The sequence below is a fragment of the Tropicibacter naphthalenivorans genome (assembly GCF_900176475.1).
GTDB lineage: Bacteria > Pseudomonadota > Alphaproteobacteria > Rhodobacterales > Rhodobacteraceae > Tropicibacter > Tropicibacter naphthalenivorans.
The window spans coordinates 1-16,938 of the sequence record NZ_FWXX01000014.1; the positions used below are offsets into that span (position 1 = coordinate 1).

General features: G+C 63.1%; 18 protein-coding genes, 1 tRNA gene and 2 pseudogenes. 4 read left to right on the forward strand and 17 right to left on the reverse strand.

Features of this window, described 5'->3' with window-relative positions:
- From B9A11_RS21235 to B9A11_RS18970, 10 genes and pseudogenes are all read right to left on the reverse strand, one after another.
- Window positions 1–344 (reverse strand): annotated as a pseudogene (locus B9A11_RS21235) (transposase); the annotation flags it as partial.
- A 58-nt stretch (window positions 345–402) separates the two neighbouring features.
- Window positions 403–1,194 (reverse strand): hypothetical protein, encoded by a 792-nt coding sequence (locus tag B9A11_RS18935; protein ID WP_143595942.1) that lies wholly within the window; start codon window positions 1,192–1,194, stop codon window positions 403–405.
- Window positions 1,195–1,197: 3 nt separating this feature from the next.
- Window positions 1,198–1,359: pseudogene (locus tag B9A11_RS22645) on the reverse strand (DUF6538 domain-containing protein); the annotation flags it as partial.
- Window positions 1,360–1,516: 157 nt separating this feature from the next.
- Window positions 1,517–1,591, reverse strand: a tRNA-Gln gene (locus B9A11_RS18940).
- A 60-nt stretch (window positions 1,592–1,651) separates the two neighbouring features.
- Window positions 1,652–2,659, reverse strand: a complete 1,008-nt coding sequence (locus B9A11_RS18945; protein WP_058249353.1) for a GGDEF domain-containing protein — start codon at window positions 2,657–2,659, stop codon at window positions 1,652–1,654.
- Window positions 2,656–3,258: a heme NO-binding domain-containing protein gene (locus tag B9A11_RS18950; RefSeq protein ID WP_058249352.1), complete on the reverse strand. Its 603-nt coding sequence runs from the start codon at window positions 3,256–3,258 to the stop codon at window positions 2,656–2,658. Before B9A11_RS18950 ends, B9A11_RS18945 begins: the two co-directional genes overlap by 4 nt.
- Before the next feature lie 64 nt (window positions 3,259–3,322).
- Window positions 3,323–5,035: a DUF4153 domain-containing protein gene (locus tag B9A11_RS18955; RefSeq protein ID WP_058249351.1), complete on the reverse strand. Its 1,713-nt coding sequence runs from the start codon at window positions 5,033–5,035 to the stop codon at window positions 3,323–3,325.
- Between the two features lie 89 nt (window positions 5,036–5,124).
- Window positions 5,125–6,693, reverse strand: coding sequence for a trimethylamine methyltransferase family protein (locus B9A11_RS18960; RefSeq protein WP_058249350.1), 1,569 nt, complete (start codon window positions 6,691–6,693; stop codon window positions 5,125–5,127).
- A gap of 100 nt (window positions 6,694–6,793) precedes the next feature.
- Window positions 6,794–7,501, reverse strand: a complete 708-nt coding sequence (locus B9A11_RS18965; RefSeq protein ID WP_058249349.1) for an HAD family hydrolase — start codon at window positions 7,499–7,501, stop codon at window positions 6,794–6,796.
- A complete protein-coding gene (locus tag B9A11_RS18970; protein WP_058249348.1) occupies window positions 7,498–7,782 on the reverse strand; it encodes a DUF3572 domain-containing protein in 285 nt (94 codons plus the stop codon). Before B9A11_RS18970 ends, B9A11_RS18965 begins: the two co-directional genes overlap by 4 nt.
- A 105-nt stretch (window positions 7,783–7,887) precedes the next feature.
- Here B9A11_RS18970 and B9A11_RS18975 point away from each other — a divergent pair, with 105 nt between their 5' ends.
- The gene (locus tag B9A11_RS18975; RefSeq protein WP_083499966.1) at window positions 7,888–9,348 is read left to right on the forward strand and encodes a diguanylate cyclase; all 1,461 of its coding nucleotides are present in this window, start codon (window positions 7,888–7,890) and stop codon (window positions 9,346–9,348) included.
- Window positions 9,349–9,412: 64 nt separating this feature from the next.
- Here the strand turns inward: B9A11_RS18975 and B9A11_RS18980 are convergent, their stop codons facing one another.
- The 4 genes from B9A11_RS18980 to B9A11_RS18995 all read right to left on the reverse strand — a co-directional run bounded on the left by B9A11_RS18980 (window position 9,413) and on the right by B9A11_RS18995 (window position 11,503).
- Window positions 9,413–9,898, reverse strand: coding sequence for a periplasmic heavy metal sensor (locus tag B9A11_RS18980; RefSeq protein WP_058249347.1), 486 nt, complete (start codon window positions 9,896–9,898; stop codon window positions 9,413–9,415).
- A 3-nt stretch (window positions 9,899–9,901) separates the two neighbouring features.
- Entirely contained in the window at window positions 9,902–10,258 is a 357-nt protein-coding gene (locus B9A11_RS18985) for a hypothetical protein (protein WP_058249346.1), read from the reverse strand.
- The gene (locus tag B9A11_RS18990; RefSeq protein ID WP_058249345.1) at window positions 10,242–10,829 is read right to left on the reverse strand and encodes an RNA polymerase sigma factor; all 588 of its coding nucleotides are present in this window, start codon (window positions 10,827–10,829) and stop codon (window positions 10,242–10,244) included. Before B9A11_RS18990 ends, B9A11_RS18985 begins: the two co-directional genes overlap by 17 nt.
- 104 nt (window positions 10,830–10,933) lie before the next feature.
- Complete coding sequence (locus tag B9A11_RS18995) at window positions 10,934–11,503, reverse strand: EF-hand domain-containing protein (RefSeq protein ID WP_058249344.1); 570 nt, start codon at window positions 11,501–11,503, stop codon at window positions 10,934–10,936.
- A 247-nt stretch (window positions 11,504–11,750) separates the two neighbouring features.
- Here B9A11_RS18995 and B9A11_RS19000 point away from each other — a divergent pair, with 247 nt between their 5' ends.
- Genes B9A11_RS19000 through B9A11_RS19010 form a run of 3 tightly spaced genes read left to right on the forward strand, consistent with a single transcriptional unit; the run spans window position 11,751 to window position 13,629 of the window.
- Complete coding sequence (locus B9A11_RS19000; RefSeq protein ID WP_058249343.1) at window positions 11,751–12,143, forward strand: DUF983 domain-containing protein; 393 nt, start codon at window positions 11,751–11,753, stop codon at window positions 12,141–12,143.
- 18 nt (window positions 12,144–12,161) lie between these two features.
- Entirely contained in the window at window positions 12,162–12,863 is a 702-nt protein-coding gene (locus B9A11_RS19005) for an NUDIX hydrolase (RefSeq protein WP_058249342.1), read from the forward strand.
- A 4-nt stretch (window positions 12,864–12,867) separates the two neighbouring features.
- Window positions 12,868–13,629: an alpha/beta fold hydrolase gene (locus B9A11_RS19010; RefSeq protein ID WP_058249341.1), complete on the forward strand. Its 762-nt coding sequence runs from the start codon at window positions 12,868–12,870 to the stop codon at window positions 13,627–13,629.
- 21 nt (window positions 13,630–13,650) lie between these two features.
- On the opposite strand, the gene B9A11_RS19015 is transcribed toward B9A11_RS19010, so the two are convergent.
- From B9A11_RS19015 to B9A11_RS19025, 3 genes are all read right to left on the reverse strand, one after another.
- Complete coding sequence (locus B9A11_RS19015; protein WP_058249340.1) at window positions 13,651–14,613, reverse strand: LysR family transcriptional regulator; 963 nt, start codon at window positions 14,611–14,613, stop codon at window positions 13,651–13,653.
- 63 nt (window positions 14,614–14,676) lie between these two features.
- Window positions 14,677–15,033 (reverse strand): hypothetical protein, encoded by a 357-nt coding sequence (locus tag B9A11_RS19020; protein ID WP_058249339.1) that lies wholly within the window; start codon window positions 15,031–15,033, stop codon window positions 14,677–14,679.
- A 101-nt stretch (window positions 15,034–15,134) separates the two neighbouring features.
- A complete protein-coding gene (locus tag B9A11_RS19025; RefSeq protein ID WP_370736549.1) occupies window positions 15,135–16,655 on the reverse strand; it encodes a tetratricopeptide repeat-containing sulfotransferase family protein in 1,521 nt (506 codons plus the stop codon).
- Window positions 16,656–16,938 lie beyond the last annotated feature (283 nt).

The window sequence follows — 16,938 nt, forward strand, 5'->3', positions numbered from 1 at the left end:
CGCCTGAGCAAAATAAGCAGAAGCTTTCTTCAGGATTTCGTTGGCCTGTCGAAGCTCCCGCACCTCGCGTTCCAGCTCGTTCGCCATTGGGCTCGAACCAATGGCGCCATCAATGGCTCACTCCTGGACCGCTCCCCCGACGTCACACCATCCCTCTGGCCCGTGTCGGCCTCTTCGTGCTGAACCCAACGCCGCAACGTGCCCCGGCCACAGCCAATCTTAGGCGCAATCGCTTTGATCGCCGCCGCCTGACTCGCGTAGTTGCCCTGATTTTCGAACACCATCCGCACGGCCCTTGCTCGTGTCTCAGGTGAATAGCGGTTCGCTCTGTCGTCTCTTTCCATGGCTCCAATCCTTCCTTGATTTGGAACCTCCGGAAAACCAGGAGCGGTTCAGAGCGGTTCACCAGATCATCCGGACCGCAGTCCCTGCGATATCGTCGCCGAAGCTGCGCTCGACGACAACATTCTCGGCGGATCCGTCGAACTCCTCGTCTTTCGGCTGCAGGCGCGCCGCATCGAACTGCTGAAGGATCGCAGTGCCGGTCATCCTGCCTTCGATCAGGGAAACGCCTGGTGTAAGGATTGGCTGTGCAGCAGGCGGTGCCTTCGGCGACGCAATGCTCGCCGCCTGAGGGGCGACCGAAACCGTGGTCGTTACCGGATCGACATGAGCTGTCGCAATCGCCGCGCCGCCTACGGCTTCCTGCATCAGCCCGCGAAGCATGGAAACGGCGGCATCACGGGCGCCTTCGGCGTTGTGGAGCGGGACGGTTTCCGCAGCTTCATGTGCCGCCATACGCGCCTCGATCGCCGCCCAGCGCAACTGGAGAACATCCAGCTGGGTAAGGGTGCGTCCGACCTGTGCTCGCGCCTGAATCTCGGCGTTGAAGCCGGGAGAGATGAACTCTCGGAACATCCCGGCCTGGATCTCTTGCGCCAGCGCCCCTTCCCCCTCTTCCAGCAGATTGAGCCGCTCTGGGGCCATCTCCTCCCGGAGACCGTCCTCGACCAACCCGCGCAGTACAAAGGTCTCAAGACGATTCCGCTGTGCCTTCTCCGACGTCATACTGCCATCCATGCGCTCGACCATGCGCGCACGACGCACCGACGACACGCAACGCGCAAGCTCGGCCTTGAAAAAGGCAGCCACATCCGCTGCGGGCAGGTCGATATGAAGTTCGTCGTCGAGCATTCGGTCCATGTGTGCAATGAGTTGCACGCATAACCTAATCGCTACTGCGCGATCCGTCGTCCCCAAGGAGACCATCACGAGCATCTGAGGTGTGGATAACCTGGGGATGCGACGCCGGAAATAGTATCGTCCGCGTCTGGCGCAGAGGTACGGGGTGGTGACCATGACGACCGCCTTTCAAGTCGGTCATCGCCTCGGAAGTCTCCGCGCACACATTTAAGGTCTGTGTGACCTCATGTGTAAACGCGTGTGTAACCTGCGCCTCAGCCCTACCGAGCCGGCGGGGCCAATCGACTGAAACCACTGTGATTTTCGGAAGTATTGGCTGGGGTGGTAGGATTCGAACCTACGGTGCGCGGTACCAAAAACCGGTGCCTTACCACTTGGCTACACCCCAACCGTGCGGCGGTATTTACGGCTTCGGTTTTCGATCCGCAACCCCCAAATGCGATTTTTTTTACTCATTTCCCACAGCGACTTTACCGAGGGTTTCATCTGGCCCGTCCGACCCATCGTAAAAGCGAAATTGGGCACGCCCAGCGCGTTTGGACGCGTAAAGAGCCTGGTCCGCGCGCTCGATCAATTCGAACGGATCTTGACCGTGCACCTGAGAAATCGCGATTCCAACGCTGGCCGAGACGCGGCATTCTCGGCCTTCGTACATCACTGGCTTTTCGATGCGTTCAATGATCCGCCCGGCCAGCTCTGCCAGCCTGCGGCGGCTGGTCAAATTGCCGAAAATGATCACGAATTCATCACCACCAACCCGGGCAACCGTGTCTTCGGCGCGGGTCTCGTCGTTCATCACACGCGCGACATGCTTCAACACGTGGTCCCCGGCGGCGTGGCCCATGGTGTCGTTGACCTGTTTAAAGAAATCGAGGTCGATGTGCATGATCGAGAAGGCGTGCCCGCTGCGCACCAGACGCTCCATCACCGAATCCATGGCGCGGCGGTTGCGCAGGCCGGTCAGCGTATCAGTAAAGGCACGCTCTTCGGCGGCGACCATTGCGCCCTGAAGGCGGGTGTTGAGGCTGCGTGACGCATCCATGGCGGCGGACTTTGCCTCGACGAGATAGAGCATCTCTATCGCCAGATCGGTCGGCGCGAAATCGGTGCTGGTCAGGGCATAGTCCCGCACCGCATCCATCACCGCGATGCCAAAGGACAGGTTCACCACGGCCCCGCCCTGCCCGTCCGAGACCAAGACGCCCTTGAGCGGCGTGCGCACCCCGCCGCGCAGCCTGATGTGCAGCTTGCGGCCCTCGGTCTGCAACAGCTGGGGCATACTGTCCACGGCGCGGGGGCGATACACCTCGAACACTTCGAGAAAGCGCGCCCCTTCGAGACGGTCCAACGACAGCTTGTGCAGGGTCGGCCCAGCCTGCCGGATATGACCGGTCTCATCCAGCACCGCGTGCATCGGACACAGATTGTGCAACATCTCTTCGGGCAGGCGCGTCATGCGGCGCCCCCCGGGGTCGCGTTGGCCGCCAGTTCAAAATCGCGCCCCGCCGCATAGGCGGTTTCGACCACCGAAATCTCGATCAGGTTCATGCTGCGCAATGTGCCATCGTAGTCCAGCAGGACCAACGCCCCGTAGTCATCGGCCATCGCCCGGAGCAATCCCACCATGACGTAGCCGAACCCCGGCAGCCCCTTGGAAATCTTGAGCTGAAACTGCGCAGAGGCATGATCGCGCAGTTCAAGGTCCGGCAAGGCCAGATCGGCGACCGCCAACCGCGCGCGGTCGGGCAGATCGTCGAGCGAGTGCAGAAACTCGATGAAATCGACACCGCCAAATCGCAAGAGCCGCCTCAGCCCTTCTGAATTGGGGTGCGAGACCAGATAGGTGCCGCAATCCTCCAGCAATGCCTCTGGCGGCTTGGCCAAAACATGCTGCGCCGCGGACAGCAGCTCAAAGTAGATCTGCTCATCATAGTTGAGCATCGCTTCGAAGTCAGGCTCCATCAAGTCGGCCTGATCCGCGATTTTGCCCCAAATTTCCGACCCGTAGGTGTCCTGAACGAAGACCTGAAGGGTCCTCAAAATCAGTCCGTGCATATCGACTCACCATTATTGCTGCTCTCAAGATGGCGTAGGTGAGTTTAAATTTGAGGTAATAGCTTTAATTGTGCGCAAATATAGATCGCCCGCCCACGTCCAGCGCCTGAATTTCGCGGCTGACCAGTTTGGCCTCGCCCCGGTGCAGGGCGTCCAGCGTGCGATCATCCAGACGCATCGGCCCGTCCAAGCTAAATGTCGCGCCAGCGGTGCCCAGCTTGCCCGCGCGCCGTTCCAGATGGATGGCCTCGACGATGTTGGTGCCGCTGCGGGTGAATAGGATGGCACGGCGCGGGCCGGTCGCGCCGTCTTGGGTGACAAACAGGGCACAGCCCGGCCCCGCGGCGATTGTCCGCTCGCAGGCGGCCAGCCACTTGGTGATCAGATACGGCCTGATCTCGGACAAATCCGCAGGATCAAGGCGGCCAGAGGGGTAGATCGGCAAAACCTCTACAAAGCGTTGCGCGCGGGTGGCCGGGTCTACCGCCGGTTTGCTGCGGCCTTGGCGGGCAAGGTCAATGGCCTCGGCCAGATCGGGGCGGGCGGCTTGGATGTCGCTCAAGGCCTGCGCGCCGGGGTTGCCCCAGGACTTGGTCAATTCGCGCAGGTCAATCTGGTCCGCCGCCCCGCCGTTCTGCGCGATGCTCAGCTGCCCCTGCGCGGAAATCCGTTCGGGTTGGAACAGCGGCGTGAACCACGCCAGCGAAACCGCCAAGACTAGCAGCGCCATCCAGATGTTGGCCTGCCGGATACGCGCCATCCACGCGCGCTGGATCATCACAGAGGCCAGATAGGACAGCCCATAGACCAGCAGCACGCAGGCCATTGTCACCGCCAGCAGGCGCTGCGGCGTCCAGCTGTATTGCCACACCCGCAGCATCACCGCCCACAGCGCCAACGCCGACAGCCCCGGGATCGTCAGGGCAAGCGCTTGGGTCACGCTGCGCATCCACGGGGTTTTGACCTCGTCGAACTCGGATCGCTCGACCGCAACGGTGACCAGCGTCACCCCAGCCGCGGCAAAGGCCATCAGGGTCGCCGCCGGGGAAAAGCCCTGCATCAGGCCATCCCAGCCGCGCACCGGCAGCATCACCAGAAAGACCGCGATCACCGCCAGCACGATGGGCGACAGCATCCGCAGCAGGCGCAGCACCAGATACGGAGAGATATACTCGGCCGAGGCATGGACCCGCGCCATGGCCAGCCCCAGAACCGTGCCGCTGAGCACCCAAGGGAGCACCTCGAAATACGTCAGCAAGCGCATCAGGTCCAAGCCGACGATGTCCAGCAACAGGTGCGACAGGCCCAGCAGCCCCCAGAACAGGCCCACGAACACCAGCGAGACAACGAAATTCACCACCACGCGCCAGCTTTGTGAGAACAGCGCGGGGTAATCGCGCCAACCGCCCTGCCCGGTCAGATGCGCGGCGGCAAAGCCCGTGGCGATCAACCACGCCAGCGCGCCGAACAGCAGCGGGTAGACCATGGCCATATAGGCCTCTGCGTTTTGGAACCTCAGCGCGCCCCACAGCTCTGCCCCACCCAGCACCAGCCCAGCCCCCACGGCCAAAGGCATTACGCGGCCCGCAGGCGCCGGTCCCGTCAGCGCAAGGAACATGGCCATCCCGGCCAGACAGGCCGTCGAGGCAAACACCAACAGGTGATCGGGCAGCCAGGCGTTCTGCCACGCCTCGATCAGCACATAGCAGGCCAGCCCCGCGACCCATCCAGCCAAGCCCAAAACCAGCGACAGGCGGGTGTGTTCGTCAGACTGCATGGCGACTCTCCTGTTGCGGGCAAATCCACGCACACAAGACCGCGAAGCGCGCCAAGGCGCAACCCTCTGTCTGCCTTGGGAAAAGCCGCCTAGAAGTCCGTCGGCGCGCCGCCCTCTCTTTTGCGGCGGGCGACGAAATCGCTAAGCTCCTCGCGGATGGCGACGTCCATGGGGGGCGGTTCAAAATCGGCGAGGATCGCCTTGAACCGGGCATGGGCGCGCTCTGCGGTCCACACGCCGCCTGCGGCCTCCCACCCTTCGTAGTTTTTCCAGTCCGACAGGAAGGGCTGGTAAAAGGCCGTCTCATAACGGTCCTGCGTGTGCTGACAGCCAAAGAAATGCCCGTTGGGGCCGACCTCTGCGATGATGTCCAGCGCCAGCGCATCGTCCGAGGTGTCCCAGATCTCGGGCTCCATGTAGCGTTGCAGCTGTTGCAGCACCTCGCAATCCATCACGAACTTTTCCGGCGAGGCGATCAGCCCCCCTTCGAGCCAGCCCGCCGCGTGATAGACCACGTTGCTGCCCGACTGGATCGCGGCCCAAAGGCTGTGCTCTGTCTCCCACATGGCTTGACCATCGGGGACATTCGCGGCGCAGACCCCGCTGGCGCGCATGGGCAGCCCGTAAAACCGCGCCATCTGCCCGGTCATCTGGGTGGCGCGCATGTATTCGGGCGTGCCAAAGGCGGGCGCGCCGGTTTTCATATCCACGTTGCTGGTAAAGGTGCCGATCACGCAAGGTACGCCGGGCTTGATGATCTGCGCCAGCACCACCGCCGCCAAGGCTTCGGCCAGCGATTGGGCCACTGCGCCCGCCATGGTCACCGGCGCCATCGCCCCGGCCAGCGTAAACGGCGAGACGATCAAGCCCTGCCCCCGCCGCGCCAGCCGCATCCAGCCGTCCAGCATGGGCCAGTCGTGTTTCAGCGGCGAGGTGGAGTTGATGTTGGTGTACATGCGCGGGGTGGCGTCGAACTCTTCGTGGGTCAGACCGCCCGCAATGCGCACCATCTCGATCACGTCTTCGACCCGCTCGGGGCCCAGCGAATAGGCATGGGCCACCTTGTCACACAGCGTCAGCTTGTCGAACAGCACGTCAAGGTGGCGGACACTGGCGTGCACGTCGACTGGTTCGACCGGATAACCCCCGGCAAAGTGGATACAGTTAAAGTATTGCGTCAGCCGCAGCAGGTCCTGGCACTGGGCGCGGGTGCCGCTGACCTTGCGGCCGATTTCCATGTCCCAGTAGTTGGGCGGCGAAGAGACATTCCCGAACAAGATCGCATTGCCGCCGATGGTGATCTGCCGATCGGGGTTGCGCGGGGTGATGGTGAACTGGCTTGGCGCTTTGGCGATGTGCTCCAGCACCATGTCCCGCCCCATGCGCACGTTTTCCCCATCGACGGTACAGCCCGCCTTGCGCAGGATCCGGGCCGCCTCGGGGTGCAGGAATTCGATCCCGATCTCTTCGAGGATGCGCATGGCCGCGTCGTGCATCCGGGCGACGCCTTCGGGGGGCATCGGCTCTGTCGGGCGATCCATGTTGATGGGAATGCGCCACGGCATCTGCTCAATCGCCGGTCCCGTGCGGCGGGTGTTGCCTGCGCGGCCCCCGTGACGGCGGCGGCGGGCCGGGGGGGGGCTTGCGTCCTCGGGCATGGGGCGTCTCCTGATGGCCTGACCCCGATGACACAGCCTGTTTGACCGACTCTCCTGTCGGTTTGCGACGCAAATGGTCGTTTTTGATGCCTGCCGCGCCCTAGCGGTCGATCCACCCCGGCAAATGGCCAATGTCGGGCAAGACCGCATCGGCAAAGGGGGCCAGTTCGGATTCGGGGGCCAGCCCGGTCAGAACACCGACGCACTGCATCCCCGCCGCACGGCCCGCCCGCAGATCATGCGTGCTGTCCCCCACCATGACGATCCGCGCAGGGTCATGCCCGGTGATATCGGCAAAGGCCAGCAGCGGCGCTGGATCGGGTTTCGCCCCATAACCGCTGTCCGCCCCGGCGACAAAGTCGAACATCCCCAAAACGCCCACCGCGGCAAGATGCTCACGCGCAACTGTTTCCGAGTCGTTCGTCATCACCCCTAGCGCATAGTCCCGCGCCGCCAACCCCGCCAAAAAGGGCACAAGCGCGACAGTTTCGGCCAAGGGCGCGCTGGCCGCCTCGGCCAGAAGGAACAATTCCAGCTCCGACGCCGTGCGCCCCGGCAACACAGCCGCCAGACACTCTGCCGCCTCGCGGTTGGTGCCGGCGATCACCGGGCTATCGGGCTGAAAGCGGCTTTCGAGCAGGTCGTAGCGGATCGAGCCCGCCAGGCGCAGCGCAAGCACCCCGTCGCCGCCGGACAGCTTTTGGATCACGCGCTCGGCCCAGGCGTCCCAGGTGGCGGAAAAGGAAAACAGGGTGCCATCCTTATCGAACAGGACCGCTTCGACCGGGGTGGGGGTGGGGGCGCTCATGTCCAGTGCACCTGTCCGCCACCGGGCAAAGCTGCGCGCGCCTGCATCAAGATGTCGTACTTTAAATTCATCGCATCGCAGAAAGAGACCACCCAAGCGTCGTCCATCATCAGGAAATCCAACACGGATCCTTGAAAATCGGGATCTTCCAGATTTGCGCGAAAATCCGCCTCGGAGGCGCCCGTAGACCCCATAAACACCGGAAATAACTCATCATTCCCCGCGAGCCAAGCCACCGCTTGGAGCCCGATCATTTCCGCTTGATCACGTGAAATTGCCATCCTGCCCACTTCCCGAAAGGGTTTTTTAACCAATGTTCACCAAAGCTAAGTGCAGGACGAAGTGCAAGCACCCTTATGGGCAGCTTGCCAACTGGGTGAATGAACATGACAGGTCGGATTCTTGTGGTGGATGCGGTGCCCACGAACCGCATCATCCTGCGCGTAAAGTTGTCAGCCGCTTTCTACGAGGTGGTGCAGGCTGCTTCGGGACACGCCGCGATTGCGATGATGCGCAAGACACGACCGGATCTGGTGATCACCTCTTCTGAATTGCCCGACATGACAGGGCGCGCCCTGTGCAAGGCGCTGAAACGCGATCAGGCCCATGCCCGCACCCCCATCGTGATTGTCCACGGCGAAGAGGACGCGGACGAACGGCTCGCATCGCTGTCCACCGGGGCGGATGACGTGTTGGTGCGGCCCATCGACGATCTGGTGATGCTGGCGCGGCTGAGGTCCCTGCTGCGCGCCCGCGACGCCGAGGCAGAGCTGCAACTGCGTGATGACACCCGCCGCGCCCTTGGGCTGGGCGAGGAAGCGGCGCAGTTCAGCAACCCCGCGCTGGTGCGGCTGATCCCCACCGGGAACCTACCCGATGCGCAGGTATTGGCCATGGGGCTGCGGGAGCGGCTGGATGACCAGATCGAGGTGGTGGACGCCGACGATGCCCTGCGCGAACGCGGCACCGCGCCTGACGTTATTGTCATCGCCGAAGGGCCGGACAGCCGCGGCGAAGGCTTGGTGCTGTTGCCGCAGCTGCGCGCCTCGACCCATACGCGGCACTCGGCGTTGATTTACATCGCACAGCCCGACCAACGGCGAGAGGCCGCAAGCGCCTTGGATATGGGGGCGAACGATCTGCTTGGTTCTGGGCCTGACCTGACAGAGTTGACGATCCGTCTGCGCAAACAGATCGACCGCAAGCGCACCAATGACCGGCTGCGCGCCAACATGCAGGACGGGCTGCGCGCCGCCGTGTCCGACCCGCTGACCGGGCTGTACAACCGCCGCTACGCCTTGCCGCATATCTCGCGGCTGGCGGATCGCGCGGCAGAGCAGCGCCGGCCTTACGCGCTGCTGGTGTCGGATCTGGACCATTTCAAGCAGGTGAATGACCTCTATGGCCATGCCGCAGGGGACGCGGTGCTGGTCACCCTCTCGGAACGGCTCAAGGATAACCTGCGCGCGCCGGACCTGATTTCGCGCTGGGGCGGCGAGGAATTCCTCGTGGCCATGCCCGACACCGATCTGCCCGCCGCTCGCGCCACCGCCGAACGGCTGTGCAAGGTGATGGCCGAACAGCCGGTGATCCTGCCCGATGGGACACAGCTGACGGTCACCTTGTCGATTGGCGTCGCCATTGGGCGGCCCGGCGATCTGACCCAGCCTTTGGCGTTGATCGAACAGGCGGACAAGGCGCTGTATGCGGCCAAGAACAAGGGGCGCAACACGGTGGTGATCGCGGATCGCATCGCCGCCCTGCCCGGCCTGAACGAGCGCCCAAGACCGCCGATCCAGACGCACACCGGCGACGACACCCCCCGCGCAACGCGCACAGGGGGATAGAAACATGGGGATAGCAAAACGGGGGGATAGCAAAAACGGCGCCCCTCGCAGGCGCCGCTTTTGGTTAACGTTTCTTCCAGCGGTCGCGCTTGGCCATGATCTCTTCGAGTTCGGCCTGCAAGCGGTCGGCATAGGCCGCGCGTTCCGAGGGCGTCAAAGACCCAAGATAGGTTGCCAGCACATCCTGCCCGCGTTTGCGGCGCGCATCGGCCACCCGGCCCTGATCGTCCAGCAAGTCGCGCAGGCGGTCTGCGTCAAAGGGATCAGCGCGCAGCACGCTAAGCGCCTCTTGGTAACCGGCCATAAAGCCCGGCCCCTGCCCGCGCGTCGCATCGAAATCGGCACGCAAACGGTCGCGCAACTCTCCGCGCTGGTGGTCGTCAAAAGCCCGCGTAAAGGGCAGCGCAGGATCGCGGTCCCGCTTGCCACGGTCGGGCGGGCCATGCAGGACCGCCCCCACGGCGAGGCCAATCACCAGCACATTGAGCGCCAGCGAGGCAAAGAGCACAACCCGCAGCCAAGGCTTTGTTTTCTTGATGGTTTCTCTCATGCCCTATCCCTCGAACAGTGCCAGGTCATAGCCGCTGACCGGGTCCAGCCCCAGCGCGCCAAGCCCCGCCTCCGCGCCTTGCCAATAGTCGCTCAGCCCCTCGGGCGGGCTGATGCCGATCCAAACGCCGCAGGCGCAAGCCGCGGCCAGACCCGCCGCACCTTTCCAGCCGCCAAGCGCGTCGCGCAGCTGCGCCCAGAAACCGGGGGCCGCCCTTGCGCCCGCCACCGGCATCTCGGCCAAAGCTTCGGCCTGAATGCGCGCCATCAGATCGCCGGACGGCAGAGGCACGTCGTCACGCGCCGCCGCAAAGAAGGCATCCAGCCCGATATCATCCTTGCGTTCAGTCATCGTCTTCATACCCCAGTTCGTCGCGGCGGCCCGACAGGATCGCCTCGAGTGCACGTTTGCCGCGCGCGGTCAGACTTTCGACCGCACGCACGTTAATATCCATGATCTGCGCGATCTCGGGGTTCGAAAGCCCCTCGATGTGGCGCAGGATCACCGCTTGGCGCTGCCGTTCCGGCAGATCCATCAAGGCCGCTTGCAACGCCTCGGCGCGGGCGGCCTCTTGCATCGTTTGCGCCGCAGAGGGCGCGTCATCCACCGGCTCGGGCACCTGGTCGATGTCGGTGCTGCCGCGCCGCTTGCGCATCCGGTCAATGCACAGGTTCGCCGTGACCCGATACAGCCACGTGGTCACCTTGGCCTCGCCGCTGCGCCAGTCGGGCGCGGCCCGCCACAGCCGCAGCAAAGCGTCCTGCGTGACATCCTCGGCCTCGGCCCGGTCGCCGCCAAGCATCCGGTACGCGTGCCCAAAGACACGCGGCGTCAACCGCGTGGTCAGCGCCCGCGCCGCCGCTGCATCGCCGCGCGCATAGGCCGCCAGCAACTCTTCGTCATCGCACTCGCTCATGGCGTCATAGGGCATTGCGTCCATTTCCCAGCGCTACCGCTTAAAGGCGGCTCGCGCAACTCTGCCCTTGGTCGGCAGAGGCTCCGGGCCACCTCATGCGGCCCGGCGCCGTGTCTGTCTTAGTTGTCGCTCTGGCCGTTCTGGCCGCGCCAAGGCATCCAGCCGCCGCGCTCGTGACCGCGCATCTTGCCGTCATGACCGCCTTTGCGGCGCTCGCCCATCTGGGCGCGGGCGGTTTCCAGCTCTTCCTTGCTGATCGCGCCATCGTTGTCGGCGTCAAAGCGCGACACCATCCGGTCGAACATATTCGCACCCGGGCCGGCGGCAGCCATTTCCTCGGCGCTGATCTGGCCATCCTCGTCGGTGTCCAGACGCGCCATCATCCGCGCCTGCCGGGCCTCTTGGCGCGCGGCATCCGCCTGGGCGCGCATGGCCGTCGCGGCGGCGCTCAGCTCTTCGGGGGACAAAAAGCCGTTCCCATCGGTGTCCGCATCGGTAAAGCGCTGCGCCTTGGCCTGCTCGACCTCATCGGCGGTCACCTTGCCGTCGGCGTCCAGATCGAACTGCTGGAACAGCATGTCGAAACCCGCGCCGCGCTGGCCGCCGCGATCACCGTGGGCCGAAGCCGCACCCGCCACGCCCATCGCCAGAACCAGAACGCCGGTGGTCATCAAAGCCGTCTTTTTCATCTGCAAGGTCCTTCCTGCTTGCGTTTCCTTCCCAAGGCCGCCCCTTCCGGGCGTCTTGTGCATACTAATACGAAGGGTCGCGGAACTTCCGTCGCAGCAGACACATAAATTTTTCAGAATATTTCTGGCACGCAGGATCAAGCACTTACGACCTTGGTATGTGACATGCAGACGCAAGGACACTTTGAACCCTTCCGTGAGCGCCACCAATGGCCCATCTTCACCCGATCCGACCAACGAGGAACGTATGTGTAGCGAACAGACCACCCCCGAAGAGCGCGAGACCTGGCCTGCCGTCTGGAAAGGCTTTCGTCGGCGCTGCCCCAATTGCGGCTCTGGCCCGATGCTGTCGGGGTATTTGACCGTGCGCGATCATTGCCCGGTGTGCCGCGAGGAATTGCACCACCACCGCGCCGATGATGGCCCGGCCTACCTGACGATTTTGATCGTCGGGCACTTGATGGCGCCGCTGCTGGGCTTTGTCTTTATGGAATTCCGTCCCGAACCGCTGATCCTGTTCACGATCTTTGCGGTTGGCTGCGTTGCTTTGTCGCTCTATCTTCTGCCTCGGCTGAAGGGCGGCATTGTCGCGTTTCAATGGGCGCGCAGAATGCACGGATTCTCTGCTCCTTCGGCCTAAGGGACTGAAGGAACTCGCATGACCGCACCCGTCGACAAGACCGCCATCCGCCACGCCTCGACCGTTATTGTTCTGCGCGACCGCCACACGCGGCCGCGTGTCTTGATGGGGCAGCGCGGGGCGAAGGCGGCGTTCATGCCGAACAAGTTCGTCTTTCCCGGCGGCGCGGTGGATGCCGCCGACGCGCATGTGCCGCTGGCCCGGCCCCTGCCGCCGCTTTGCGCCGCCCGCCTGAACGAGGACGCCCCCGCCGGGATTGGCCGCGCTTTGGCCGCCGCCGCCGTGCGCGAGCTGTGGGAGGAGACGGGCCAGATCCTTGGGGTGCCTGCGCCCTGGCCCGGCGCCGTGCCCGACGACTGGCTGTCCTTTGCGGGCACAGGTCACCGTCCGGCGGCGGATGCTTTGCAATTCGTGTTTCGCGCCATCACCCCGCCGGGCCGGCCGCGCCGCTTTGATGCGCGTTTTTTCCTGTTGGACGCCGAAGAGTTACAATCCGATCCCGACGATTTCACCCACGCCACCGATGAGCTGTCGCATTTGCAGTGGATCGCCGTGGACGAAATCCGCAACTACGACCTCCCCTTCATCACCGAAACCGTGCTTGCCGAAGTGGCCGCGCGCGCGCAGGATGACACGCCGCCGGATTCGGTGCCGTTCTTTCGCAACAACGACGAAGAGAGCCTTTTCCTGCGGCTCCACGGCGAAAAGCTGACCGAGTGATCCGATGCTGAATACCATTGAAACCGGAACGCCGGGCGGCACGCCCTTGCTGATCGTTCACGGGCTGTTCGGCTCTGGGCGCAACTGGGGCGTGATCGCTAAACGTCTGTCAGATAAGTACTTTTTGGTGACGCCCGACATGCGCAACCACGGCGACAGTCCGCAGACACAGACCCACAGCTATCTCGATCTGGCCGCGGATCTGGCCGAGGTAATCGACGCATACGGTGGCCGCGCGGATGTGGTCGGGCATTCGATGGGGGGCAAGGCGGCGATGGCCTTGGCCCTGACCCGCCCCGAAATGGTCGGACGTTTGATCGTCGCCGACATCGCCCCGGTCAGCTATGGCCACAGCCAGATGCAATTCATCGACGCCATGCGCAAAGTCGACCTGACCCGCGTGACCCGCCGCTCTGAAGCGGTCGAGCAACTGGCGCAATGGGTTGACGACAAAACCTTGCAGAGCTTTTTCACCCAATCCTTGGACGTGCCGGGCCAGCGGTGGAAGTACAATCTGGATACGCTCGCGGCGGAAATGCCAAAGATTTTGTCTTTCCCCGAGATTGAAGGGGCGTTCGACGGGCCGACCCTGTTCCTGTCCGGCGGTCAAAGCGAATATGTTCGCCCCGAACATCGCGCGCAGATCCGCGCGTTTTTCCCCAAGGCGCGATTTGCCAAGATTCCCGGCGCGGGGCATTGGCTGCACGCCGAGAAGCCGCGCGAATTCGAAGCGTCGGTGCGTGGTTTTCTGGATATGACCGCCTGAGATTTTAGCTTTTGAAAGCTGCTACTCACACAAAGTCATCTGATCGGCCAACCAAGGCAGCGCTTCGAGGGCCGGGTTCAAGACCATATCGGCCAGCAAACCGCGCACCGTCCGCGCCACGTCGCCAGGCACCGTATCGCCCCAATCACTGCTGGCGAACAGGGAAATCCGCCGCGCAAAGGGGGTAAACGGCACGGGGTGCGCTTCGAGATGATCGTGCTGGCGCGCCGCCCGCATGTACCCCGTCGGCGTCGTCAAGGCCCAGCCAATGCCGCGTGCGGCCAAGGTCATCAGCGACAGGTGCGCGCCAATCTCGAAGCGGTGCGGAAAATTCAGCCCTTGCTGCGCAAGATGCGCCTCGACCTGCCGCCCAATCAACTGCGCGCGGTCATAACGCAACAGCGGAAGCGCGTGCATCACCGCCTCCAGACTGCCCAACTCTGCGGCTTTTCCCTTTTGACAGACAAAGATGTAGGGGTCGGTCAACAGCGGATATTCTGAAATACTTTCAAAGGGTTCACCAGTTGCACCCGCAATTGCCAGATCCAGTTTTCGGGCGCTGACCGCCGCGCCGATCTCGTGGCTGGGGGCGGTCACCAGCTTGAACCGGCTGCGCGCCATGTTCTGCGCAAGCAAGGCCACAAGACGCGGGGTGAGATCGTTGTCAAAATCGTCGATAACCCCCAGCTTGAGCTCTTCGACATGGGTCAGGTCCATCACCGTCAGCTCATTCTGAGCCAATCGGAGCTGCGCCAAAGAAACCCGAGCGCGGGCCAAAAAGCTTCGCCCCACTTGGGTCAGTTGCATCGGCCTGCGCCCATGATCGACCAAGGCGACGCCAAGGGCCGTCTCCAGGTTGCGCATCTGTTGGCTGACGGCGGGCTGGCTTAGACCCGTGGCTTCGGACGCCCCGGCGACCGATCCACTGACCGCCAGAGCCTCGAACACTTCGAGCCCTTTGAGGCTAATGCCCTTCATCAACATGATGGCCCCCTGATGCCGCCAGATTTCAGTATTTGAAACCTAAAGCGCCGCGTCAAGATGTGATCACAAGCCGCGACAGGTCCGCTCTGCCCGGGCGGCGTAGGACTTGTAGCGCGTCCAGAACGCCTCATTTCGGGAATTGTCCGACTGCCGAACCACCTGCGCCTTATGCGGATCCCCGTAGAAGGATACCGCAAGCCTTTGATCCGACATGTTAAGTTCACGGTTGGCAACGCCCTGCACGCAACCACACAAGGTTCGGTTCGCGGCCTTGCGCCCTGATCTCATACATGCGGAATAAATCGGCCCCGACGCTGTCGCCACCCGGGCATTCGAGCCGCTATAGTTGCGCGCATTTCGGTCGCCGCCACATGCCGCCAGCACCAAAAGCGCGGCAATCATCATGCCTGCTGTCTTCATAACACCTGTCTTTCGCTCGCGCCGCGCGGGTTTTCCTGTCTTTGGCGCACTGCCCTCGGGCGACATCTCGGGCGACATAATGCGCGATCCGGCGCGCAGGATCAAGGAAGCGAAAGCGGCGCAAAGGCGTCTTTGATAAATGGCGCGTATTGTTTCCAGCGATCCGAGCTGCCGCCGTAGATCCCGCGCCGGACTTGCCGCAGCGACGCGGTCATAACACTGCGGGCGTTCTCTTGGGGGCGGGTGCAGTCCGGTTCGAAGTCCAACCCAAGCCCGGCCAAAATCCGCTGCACTTCGACCTCTGGCATTGCGACGAGCTGCTCATAGCGCAACTGATGAACGCCCTCGCTGCCCCAATAGCCCATCAAATCACGGTACCGGCGGTAGTAGGCGACACAGTCACCAAGATCGAAACTGTACCCAAGCCGTTGATCAGAAAAGAGTTTTCGAAAGTTGGACCAGCACACAGCCCCTGGGTCGCGCTGAACGTGGAGTATTCCCGCCTCAGGGAAGAGCGCGCGGATCACCCCAACAAACAGGAAATTCTGGGGCGTTTTATCCGTCACCAACGACCGGTCCGCCGCGTGCCGCCGCAATTGGCCAAGATAAGTCGTCCGAATTCCAGCCAGCGCCGCTTGGGTCAGGTCCGCGCCTTGCAAGAAGGGGGCAAGCAATTCTCCCAGGTAGGGCACTTCGCCGGCTGCTGCGATCGCGGAGTGGTTCGACAGCATTTGTTCGATCAAAGTTGTCCCGGATCGCGGCATTCCAACGATGAATATCGGCCGCACCTCGGCTCCGGCCGGCAAGGGCGCGATCCCCTGCGCCACCTCTCGCACGCGCTCGAACAAGGCCGCATCCTGCGATGGTTCATAGCCGATCAAGGCGCGTTGCACCGTGTTTCCTTCGCTTAGAAATCGGAAAGCAGCCTCAAACTCTTGGCGCTGTTCATGCGCTTCGGCCAAGGCAAAACAATAGATTGCGCGGTCTTGCGAGGCCGCATCGGACTGCTCGTATTGCTGCGCGAGCTGATCGAAATGCTCATTTTCCTGCGTGTAATCAAGAATTTCCGAAAGCCTTCTGTGCGGCTCTGCGTAGCTGGGCACAACGGCAATCGCTTGCTCAAAACGCGCCTTTGCCTGCGCGGTATCGCCCTGCATCAAATGGATCGCCCCCAGCAGGTTCAGCGCGACGGCGGCCTCTGGCTCTAGGTCCAAGGCGGCTTCCATTGCCCGGCGTGCCTCTGCGATTTGCCCCAAGTGCAAGCACGTGCGCCCCACGCCAACCCACGCTTCGGCCCGCCGATCCTGCGCCAAGGCCGCGCGAAAATGCGCCTGAGCCGCGCTCATATGACCCAAGCTTTCCATGGCGGCGCCCAGATGAAACTGCAAACCATAGCTGTTTGGCACGACTTTCAGCCCGCGAGTCAACGCTTTGGCCGCCTGTTCGGGCTGACCCACCGTCAGATAGGCCACGCCAAGGTTTTGCCAGGCTTCTGCTTGATCCGGGCGCAGGCTCGACGCCCGCTCAAATACGCGCGTGGCGTCCTGCCCGGTGGCAAACAAAGCGGCCCCAAGCAGTTGCCACGTATCGTAACTATCGGGAAACCCTTCCAAAAGCCGCATCGTCTGCTCAATGACGACATCATGCGCGCCCTGATCGTACAGCCCCCTGAGCTGTTGAATGATCTCCTGCGGGGGCACCTGAGGCGACACAAAGGTCTGGGCAAAATCGTTTGTTTTTTGCTGGGCGCGCGGCTGTCGTGTCACGGAAAATCCTCTTGCGTCGACCACCACGTCCTCTTTGTCCCAAGAGGGGTCTAACAAGCGAATCTTAAGGCGACCTTTCCCGCGACGTGGATCGCGTCCCGCCGCAATCGAAATTGCCGAAAAATCCCGCGATAATCCG

Bases quoted from the DNA above. Each gene is read 5' to 3' on its own strand.
- B9A11_RS18960 (WP_058249350.1), bottom strand. From the start codon at position 6,693: ATGCCCGAGGACGCAAGCCCCCCCCCGGCCCGCCGCCGCCGTCACGGG.
- B9A11_RS19005 (WP_058249342.1), top strand. From the start codon at position 12,162: ATGACCGCACCCGTCGACAAGACCGCCATCCGCCACGCCTCGACCGTT.
- B9A11_RS18985 (WP_058249346.1), bottom strand. From the start codon at position 10,258: ATGAAGACGATGACTGAACGCAAGGATGATATCGGGCTGGATGCCTTC.
- B9A11_RS18995 (WP_058249344.1), bottom strand. From the start codon at position 11,503: ATGAAAAAGACGGCTTTGATGACCACCGGCGTTCTGGTTCTGGCGATG.
- B9A11_RS18945 (WP_058249353.1), bottom strand. From the start codon at position 2,659: ATGACGCGCCTGCCCGAAGAGATGTTGCACAATCTGTGTCCGATGCAC.
- B9A11_RS18965 (WP_058249349.1), bottom strand. From the start codon at position 7,501: ATGAGCGCCCCCACCCCCACCCCGGTCGAAGCGGTCCTGTTCGATAAG.
- B9A11_RS19025 (WP_370736549.1), bottom strand. From the start codon at position 16,655: ATGCGGCTTTTGGAAGGGTTTCCCGATAGTTACGATACGTGGCAACTG.
- B9A11_RS19015 (WP_058249340.1), bottom strand. From the start codon at position 14,613: ATGTTGATGAAGGGCATTAGCCTCAAAGGGCTCGAAGTGTTCGAGGCT.
- B9A11_RS18980 (WP_058249347.1), bottom strand. From the start codon at position 9,898: ATGAGAGAAACCATCAAGAAAACAAAGCCTTGGCTGCGGGTTGTGCTC.
- B9A11_RS19020 (WP_058249339.1), bottom strand. From the start codon at position 15,033: ATGAAGACAGCAGGCATGATGATTGCCGCGCTTTTGGTGCTGGCGGCA.
- B9A11_RS18955 (WP_058249351.1), bottom strand. From the start codon at position 5,035: ATGCAGTCTGACGAACACACCCGCCTGTCGCTGGTTTTGGGCTTGGCT.
- B9A11_RS18950 (WP_058249352.1), bottom strand. From the start codon at position 3,258: ATGCACGGACTGATTTTGAGGACCCTTCAGGTCTTCGTTCAGGACACC.
- B9A11_RS19000 (WP_058249343.1), top strand. From the start codon at position 11,751: ATGTGTAGCGAACAGACCACCCCCGAAGAGCGCGAGACCTGGCCTGCC.
- B9A11_RS18970 (WP_058249348.1), bottom strand. From the start codon at position 7,782: ATGGCAATTTCACGTGATCAAGCGGAAATGATCGGGCTCCAAGCGGTG.
- B9A11_RS18990 (WP_058249345.1), bottom strand. From the start codon at position 10,829: ATGCCCTATGACGCCATGAGCGAGTGCGATGACGAAGAGTTGCTGGCG.
- B9A11_RS19010 (WP_058249341.1), top strand. From the start codon at position 12,868: ATGCTGAATACCATTGAAACCGGAACGCCGGGCGGCACGCCCTTGCTG.
- B9A11_RS18975 (WP_083499966.1), top strand. From the start codon at position 7,888: ATGACAGGTCGGATTCTTGTGGTGGATGCGGTGCCCACGAACCGCATC.
- B9A11_RS18935 (WP_143595942.1), bottom strand. From the start codon at position 1,194: ATGCTCGACGACGAACTTCATATCGACCTGCCCGCAGCGGATGTGGCT.